Below are 6,741 nucleotides of genomic sequence, written 5' to 3' on the forward strand. Positions count from 1 at the left end.
GCGAATTGTGAGTTCCGGTCAAGATCGTTGAGTGCGGGCGATCGATCATGAAGTCGGATCAGTGTGGCATCTCCAAGCAATGAGATTCAGTTCTCTTTTGTTGTTGCCTCTCCTGTTGTTGACCTGTCAGGCATGCGAATTTCGTATGGTCCAACATCTGGGACGTGACGTCGGAGGGCGTCCATAATTCCCTTGTAGAGATAGGGGGCGTTTTCTGGAGCTCTCTGATTTTCTGCCGTCCATTTTTCGTACTTCAACTCTTCGAACGCAATGTCATCTTGCTTGCCGAGTTCGATAAGGATTTCTCGCATTACTTCCGAACCTTGGAGTAGCCGATCCCTGAGTACCGGCGTCCCATCACAGTAATGCAGTGACAGTATCTCTTTACCCAGCATTTCATCTGTGAGCAGACCGTCTCGATCAGTGCGAGCTGCGATTGGATTCCACAGGATGAATTCTGCATCGTATTTCATCTTCACCAACTGCTGGAAATGTTGGGCGTTTTGTGGCCATGGTCCTTGTTGCGAATATTTGATGTCGCCGATCCCGTCCCGCCCAAGTCCATGTTCGGACCAGCGAGCGAGGCCTTCAAGAAACCAGGGGTTTTTGAAATAGGTCGCACCATATTGGATGAGATGAAACAACTCGTGGGCCGGTGTCACGTTTTTGAGCGGATCGACTTGACTGGCGATAGCAATGACCAGGGCGCGATCTTCCTTCTTCCCTTCTGGAATTTGTCGGGCACGCTGTGAACTTGAAAAAGCGATTCCATTGCCGCCGCCCATCTCATTTCGATCACGTAGACTGACTTGAATACAAGTGACACCCTCGTAGCGTTCGCTCTCAAACGGATCCGGAAAATTTAACACCTTGCAATACAGGTGATGGGCGGCCCAGATCTGTCGGGCGACATTCTCAACCTGATCCGGGATTCCACTTTCGTCAACGTCATCCGGTGCGACGGCTCCATTCCCGTCATTGGTGTAGAAGACGCGAATTCTGTCCAGAACATAGTGTTCCTTCAGGACTGTCTTCTTCTGTTCGGAGGCATCGACGTTTATTGCGGCCAGCATGACCATGAGTACCACAATTATCAGTCTGGCGGATTGCATATGTCGATGCTTTACTCTCTGCGGGACGTTTCGGACGGAGTGTGAATTCGTTGAGTTTCCGGAGGTGATCGATTTAGTTATAGAGTTTTACGTTTGGAGATTACTCTTTGACTCGGTTGCAAGTGAATTCCCAATTGTCTCCGTTTTCGTCGGTGAAGAGTCCGGACCATTTCCCATATTTGTCAATTGTCATTTTCACTTCACCTTTCATTCCTTCTCTCCATTCACGATCAGAATTCAATGCTCGCAGGTCTGTGAATACGACCTTTGTTCGTTTTCCCTGTGGGTGATTGACCCCAACTCTCTTCGTGAATTCGCCGGTCTTCTTTTGTCCTTTTTGGTAAACGATGTGGTCGGAAACTCGAAATTGCCCTCGAAGGTTTTTGGCTCCCTTAAGTTTCGGGACCATCATAAAAGACCAAACTGCTCCTTCGAAATTATCACCAGCCTGAGCCGCAACACCGGTGTTGCTGACTACCGTTCCGTAAATGAAGAGCAACAAAACGAGAAGCTTTCCATTGAATTTAGCATTGCGAATTCGTGTGAGCATTTTGCCGACCCAGTGTTGGATTACCCAGTGTTGATTTGAATTTGAAAGCAGTAATTGCGAGGCAACTGGAGATAACACACGTGATGTGGGTAGATGTGAGTCTCTTCGTCTCTGTATGCAGATTTTATCTATTGGGGCAATACCTCCGCAATCTGCCTGCCCTAAGTCTGTTTGTCACTGAAGCAGTCATAGCTAGAGGTTTTGTTCCAGGTCTTGATGCAGCGAATAGCTCGCGAGCTTTCCTCACATCAGATGTTGCTTGTTATTGTCACGCAGAGTGGGATGTTTGATGCGGTTAAATCTGTTCATCACGAAGGCTTCAGAGAGTCGCTCGTTCGAATGTCAGTTTTCAGGCATCGTTGGCTTGGTGAACATCTCCGGATCGCGTACTCTTCGGCACAGGTATCGAATTCTCGATGCTGAATTACCATGATCGCGATCCCGGAGTGCCTCAATAGAGCAGTTTGCTCTACCGTGTGCCCGTGAAGAACGCATTTCTCTAGTAAAAATGTTGTTCGCCACGAGGCAGAACCTGCAGACCAATTCGAAAGATGCTCTAGACATGATTGTCACCATCGATGGACCAGCTGGAACAGGAAAAAGTACCGTCGCTCGACTTCTCGCGGACTCGTTAGGTTATGAGTATCTCGACACCGGAGCGATGTATCGCATGGTCGCGCTTCATGTTGTCTCTAAGGGGGTCTCGCTTGAAGACTCCTCAACGATTGAAGCAGTAGCAGAAGAGACTCAGATCGATTTTCGAAATGGAGATGCCTATCTCAATGGAACGAATGTGAGTGGAGAATTGCGTCAGCCAGATGTGGCGGTGGCAGCATCGATGGTGGCTCAGATTCCACGTGTTCGCGAAATCCTTGTGCAGCGGCAACAGGAAATTGCTGTCGGAAGAGACATCGTTTGTGAAGGACGAGATCAGGGAACGGTTGTCTTTCCAAAGGCTCGCTGCAAATTCTATCTGACAGCTTCACCCGAAATCCGGGCTGAACGACGACTGGATGAGTTCACATCACAAGGCAAAGACGTTTCGTACGATCAGCTCCTTGAAGAGCAAAACGAACGTGACCGTCGCGATGAAAATCGTGAAGTTGCACCGCTTAGACCTGCAGACGACGCCGAACTTGTCGACACAACAGAACTCTCGATTGACGAAGTCGTCGAACGACTTAAATCGCAAGTGCAATCAAAACTATAGCGCTCTTCGATTCTGCTCATCATCACTTTGAGACGCCAGCGCAAAACGATGGCTCGACTACGGAGTCTGGATTTCTTTTCCTGACGGAGCAGGAGGCGGGAAGTATTTTGTGTAGTATGCCGGATGATGATAGTACGAGAGTTGATTACTTCGCCAAGCCTGAAGCGTTGTGAGTAATTGCGAGGTCAACTCTTGATGAATAGCTGAAAGGTCTTTGGATTCAGTCGGGTCGTTTTGGAGATCGTAGAGTGTGGTTTCGTGCTTACTGCGATCCATCATCAGCTTCCATCGTCCACCAAGAATGACTGCTTCAGCCTGATGTGAAACGTTGTTCACATGGAAGAAAAGCAGGCGTTCCTCTGCGGGGATTCTGTTTTTGCTGAGGGTGTCGATTCCCTGGAAATTCGGATGGGGAGGCAATTCGAGAGCTCCCAGCAAAGTTGGCAACAGGTCGATATGTTCGAGAGGATACGACTCAACCCCCGGTGAAAAGTACTTCGGAGCATGAACCACAGTCGCCACATGAATCATTGGCTGAACTGGTTCTTGAGCATGTCCGCATCGTCCATTTTCGTGGAAGGCTTCACCGTTTTCTCCGAGAACAATGACGATCATATCGTCCAGGACGCCCTCTTTCTCGAGCTTCGAGATGATGCGACCGACCTGCATATCGCAGTAATGAATCCCGTTGTAGAAGGCATTGCGAACTTGTGGTGTTTTCTCTTTTGGGTACATCATGAAGGAGACGTCTGCGTCGAGTTTGCACGGTTGGAACGGCTTGTCGAAATCAGCAGGAACTTCGTAAGGAAAATGCGACGATTGAAAATTCATACTGAGGAAAAAAGGTTGCTCCTTGTCGAGTTGCTCTGTCACCCAATCAAGTGCGCGGTCCATGGTGTGCGAATCTTCCAGCTTGCCGGCGGAGAGAGCTCCGATTTTGATTTCATGAGCCATCCCAGGGTCGCGGATGATCTCAGCCGTTTTTCTACCGCTACGTTGGGCGTCATAAAATAGATCGAGATTTGGAGTCTCCAGAAACTGATCCATGTTTCCCCAGCCTTCGTTTTGCGAGGAGATGATGGCTGTGCTGTAACCAATTTCTTTGAAGACGTCGAAAGCCAGCGTTTTGGGCCAGGGGTCAGCTGATGTGTAATAATGATGCTCTCTTGTCCGTAGTGGGTACAGCGACGAAACAATACAGACATCCGCATAGTCAGAGTGCGTACTCTGGGCGTAAGCATTCGTGAACTGAGTCCCTCTACGAGCCAGCGCATTGATGTTCGGCAGAATTTCTCGACCTTGATGAGACAGATGAACTGTATCTGCACGGAGTGATTCAATCGCCAAAATTAAAATTGATGGACGCTTGGCGACTTGGGCTGGGGGAGACCATTTTACTGTGAGTGGTGTGAGGTTCGACGTCTCCAGGTCCGCTGGAATCGGTTCTCGAAAGAATTGCTCAAGGGTTGAAATCGCAATCGTTGGAACAGGGTGGACTCGTGATTTCACCGTTTGAATCCATGTCGAGCGTCGAATTGCACTTTGATCGCTGACAATGATCCAGGTAGGGATCAGCAGGAGGATGGTGATGCATTGCCAGGTCGATCGACAATAGAAACCACGCGAGACGGTTTCCGTTTCAGTGCGCGGATTCGATGAGAGAAACTGGATGAAAGGTTCGCTCAGGAAAAATGCCATCGCAACCACAACACCGACCGTGGCAAGTGCGATTCGCTCTGCGACTGCAAGGTCGTGCCAGATTGAGAGTGGAGGGTTGACGAGCAGAAAACGAAACGCTTCCAGATTCGCAAACTGCCCAGCTTGCCGGAAGAGTCCCCAACTTCCGACATGCATGAATATCAATAAGCTGCTGAGCAGTCCCACCCCGGCAGCAATCAGCCATCGGGACCAATACGCCGTCTGTTTGAGGCGTTTGAGAAGTTGCCCACCTACATAAATTACCCAGCTGATCGTCAACCAGAACCAGCCAAGCCAGGCGATGCTCACCCAGCTGACAGGGCCGCCAACTTCGAATGGGGTTGCGGGAGAACTCCAGAGCAAACTGAGTTCGAGAGCGAACATCAGGCAGCAGAATAGTGCGAGTCGGGATGTGGGAAAGACGAACGACGCCAGAGTTCTCAGTTTTTGAATCAAGGCTGCCATCGCAGTGGAATCTCTCTCGTGAAAAGTCGAGTTCATGCCCGTATGATGGAACTTCGGTCCTGTGGCAAATGCTTAGAAGAGCTGGTGTTCAGCAGGAATTTCCAAGGGCCGACTATCACATCTTCAGTGAAGAGCGAGCTACAGGAACTCTCTTCCGATGAAGCATAGATCGACAGAACTCTGCTGACGCATTCGACTCGACCCTGAAATGTTCTTTGCAAAGAAGATTTCAGGCTGTGTCGGTTGTATCGGATGTTGCTTCGCTGATCTGGTTCACAAGCCGGCAGAAGTCGACTGCGACAACTTCAGCGAAACTGCGTGAATCAGATTGATCCATTTCAATCCGTGTTCTTGAGATTTCGGAGTGTATGGAGAGATCGCATGAATTGTCCAAGCACATGTTGACAGTAATTTAGGCGAAAAGAACCTTCTCGCACTGTCGGTTCTGCCGCTGCTGGTCTGTTCGTGAGATTGCAAAGAGGCGTTTATTTTGTGCTGATCGATTCGATAATCTTGACAGCTTGCTCCTCATCCCAGACCTCTTCGTCTTCGACAAGAACAAACATCGTCGCTTCGCCTTTGCGACTTTTGAAAGCTCCGGTCACTTGACGAACGTTTTTGCCGTCACTCGTTCCTTTGTTGAAAGTGAACTCTCGTTCGACACCGTCGATCATGAAGGTTCTTTTCTCTGACTCTTCAACATCAATGTTTTTGTTTTTGCCTTGTGTGTCCATTTGCTGTTCAAATGATTTTTCGAGTTCATCGTCAGAGTCTTCGAACGGCATTTTCATTTCCATGAGGATGACGGTTCCGGAGCTTGGGTTTTCAACCCGCTGATACATCACCATATTCATTCCAACACCAAACATCTTGGTTTTTACACCCTGTCCCGGTTGATAAGTATCAGGGATTTCGATCGAGACGATCTCTTCCTGCATCTTTGTGACTTCTGCGGGAGTTTGAACGATTTGGAATGCGTTCTTAGCGAAAAAGAAGAAAGCGCCGCAGCAGGCGATGCAACTGATCCCGAGTATTGCCAGCAAGGCAATGAGGATTTTTGTTCCTGTACTCATTCCTGAACGCGGTTCACCATCGGACATTTCAGATTCTCCAGTCAATTGGTGATTCATGTTGCATCTTGAGATGACAGATGAATCAGGTGTTTGCTCGTTGAGTGAACGCAGCGAAAAAATTTCAGTTCAAAATTCTTTCAGAAAATGAGTGAAACGAGAATAACAGAATGCCGGGTGATCTACGACTGAAAACGATTTTGCAATCGATTCTCCAAGTCGATCGGATGGAGAAAATTGAGTGTTAAAACTCTGAGACGACTTCTCCTCCATTTCGTGTGAAGAGGGCTCGAAGTAATTGTGTATCGATATTTTCGCTGATGAAGCGTCCACTCCCGTCAGAGAGTGCTGTCAAGCATCCGCCGACATGAGGGCTGGAATATTGAAATTCACGCTCGACGCTTCCTGAGCAGTCTGTTTCTTCGGGATTCAGCCCAGGTGTTGCACAGTTCGGGGCAGCTTTCCACCATCGAAGGACACCACGCGCAAAGCCTTGGCCCGTTCCTCCTCCACTGCCACCGCCTCCTCCACCAGATCCGCCACCGCTACCGCCGCCCCCGCCACCCAACGCCGTTAACCGTATTTCTGGATTTGAAAGAAGTCTTGATGCGAATTGGGGTTATGATGATTCTTTGG

6 protein-coding genes are annotated in these 6,741 nt (G+C 49.0%); 1 reads left to right on the top strand and 5 read right to left on the bottom strand.

What is annotated here, in order from left to right; translation table 11 throughout:
• Positions 1–86 precede the first annotated feature (86 nt).
• Entirely contained in the window at positions 87–1,073 is a 987-nt protein-coding gene (locus ACN0YR_RS24055; RefSeq protein ID WP_417851757.1) for a hypothetical protein, read from the bottom strand.
• 139 nt (positions 1,074–1,212) lie between these two features.
• Positions 1,213–1,662 (bottom strand): hypothetical protein, encoded by a 450-nt coding sequence (locus ACN0YR_RS24060; RefSeq protein WP_417851758.1) that lies wholly within the window; start codon positions 1,660–1,662, stop codon positions 1,213–1,215.
• A 562-nt stretch (positions 1,663–2,224) separates the two neighbouring features.
• Between ACN0YR_RS24060 and cmk the strand changes: the two genes are divergently transcribed.
• Complete coding sequence (cmk, locus tag ACN0YR_RS24065; RefSeq protein WP_417851759.1) at positions 2,225–2,872, top strand: (d)CMP kinase; 648 nt, start codon at positions 2,225–2,227, stop codon at positions 2,870–2,872.
• A gap of 57 nt (positions 2,873–2,929) precedes the next feature.
• On the opposite strand, the gene ACN0YR_RS24070 is transcribed toward cmk, so the two are convergent.
• The 3 genes from ACN0YR_RS24070 to ACN0YR_RS24080 all read right to left on the bottom strand — a co-directional run bounded on the left by ACN0YR_RS24070 (position 2,930) and on the right by ACN0YR_RS24080 (position 6,673).
• Positions 2,930–5,071, bottom strand: coding sequence for a sulfatase-like hydrolase/transferase (locus tag ACN0YR_RS24070; protein WP_417851760.1), 2,142 nt, complete (start codon positions 5,069–5,071; stop codon positions 2,930–2,932).
• A gap of 449 nt (positions 5,072–5,520) precedes the next feature.
• Positions 5,521–6,165 carry a hypothetical protein gene (locus ACN0YR_RS24075; RefSeq protein WP_417851761.1) on the bottom strand — a complete coding sequence of 215 codons (645 nt, stop codon included), beginning with the start codon at positions 6,163–6,165 and terminating at the stop codon, positions 5,521–5,523.
• A gap of 184 nt (positions 6,166–6,349) precedes the next feature.
• A complete protein-coding gene (locus ACN0YR_RS24080; RefSeq protein WP_417851762.1) occupies positions 6,350–6,673 on the bottom strand; it encodes a DUF1559 domain-containing protein in 324 nt (107 codons plus the stop codon).
• Between the last annotated feature and the right edge of the window lie 68 nt (positions 6,674–6,741).

This window comes from Thalassoglobus sp., assembly GCF_048270125.1.
GTDB lineage: Bacteria > Planctomycetota > Planctomycetia > Planctomycetales > Planctomycetaceae > Thalassoglobus.

Excerpts from the sequence above, each read along its gene's own strand:
- ACN0YR_RS24055 (WP_417851757.1), bottom strand. The coding sequence starts at position 1,073 with ATGCTGGCCGCAATAAACGTCGATGCCTCCGAACAGAAGAAGACAGTC.
- ACN0YR_RS24060 (WP_417851758.1), bottom strand. The coding sequence starts at position 1,662 with ATGCTCACACGAATTCGCAATGCTAAATTCAATGGAAAGCTTCTCGTT.
- cmk (WP_417851759.1), top strand. The coding sequence starts at position 2,225 with ATGATTGTCACCATCGATGGACCAGCTGGAACAGGAAAAAGTACCGTC.
- ACN0YR_RS24070 (WP_417851760.1), bottom strand. The coding sequence starts at position 5,071 with ATGAACTCGACTTTTCACGAGAGAGATTCCACTGCGATGGCAGCCTTG.
- ACN0YR_RS24075 (WP_417851761.1), bottom strand. The coding sequence starts at position 6,165 with ATGAATCACCAATTGACTGGAGAATCTGAAATGTCCGATGGTGAACCG.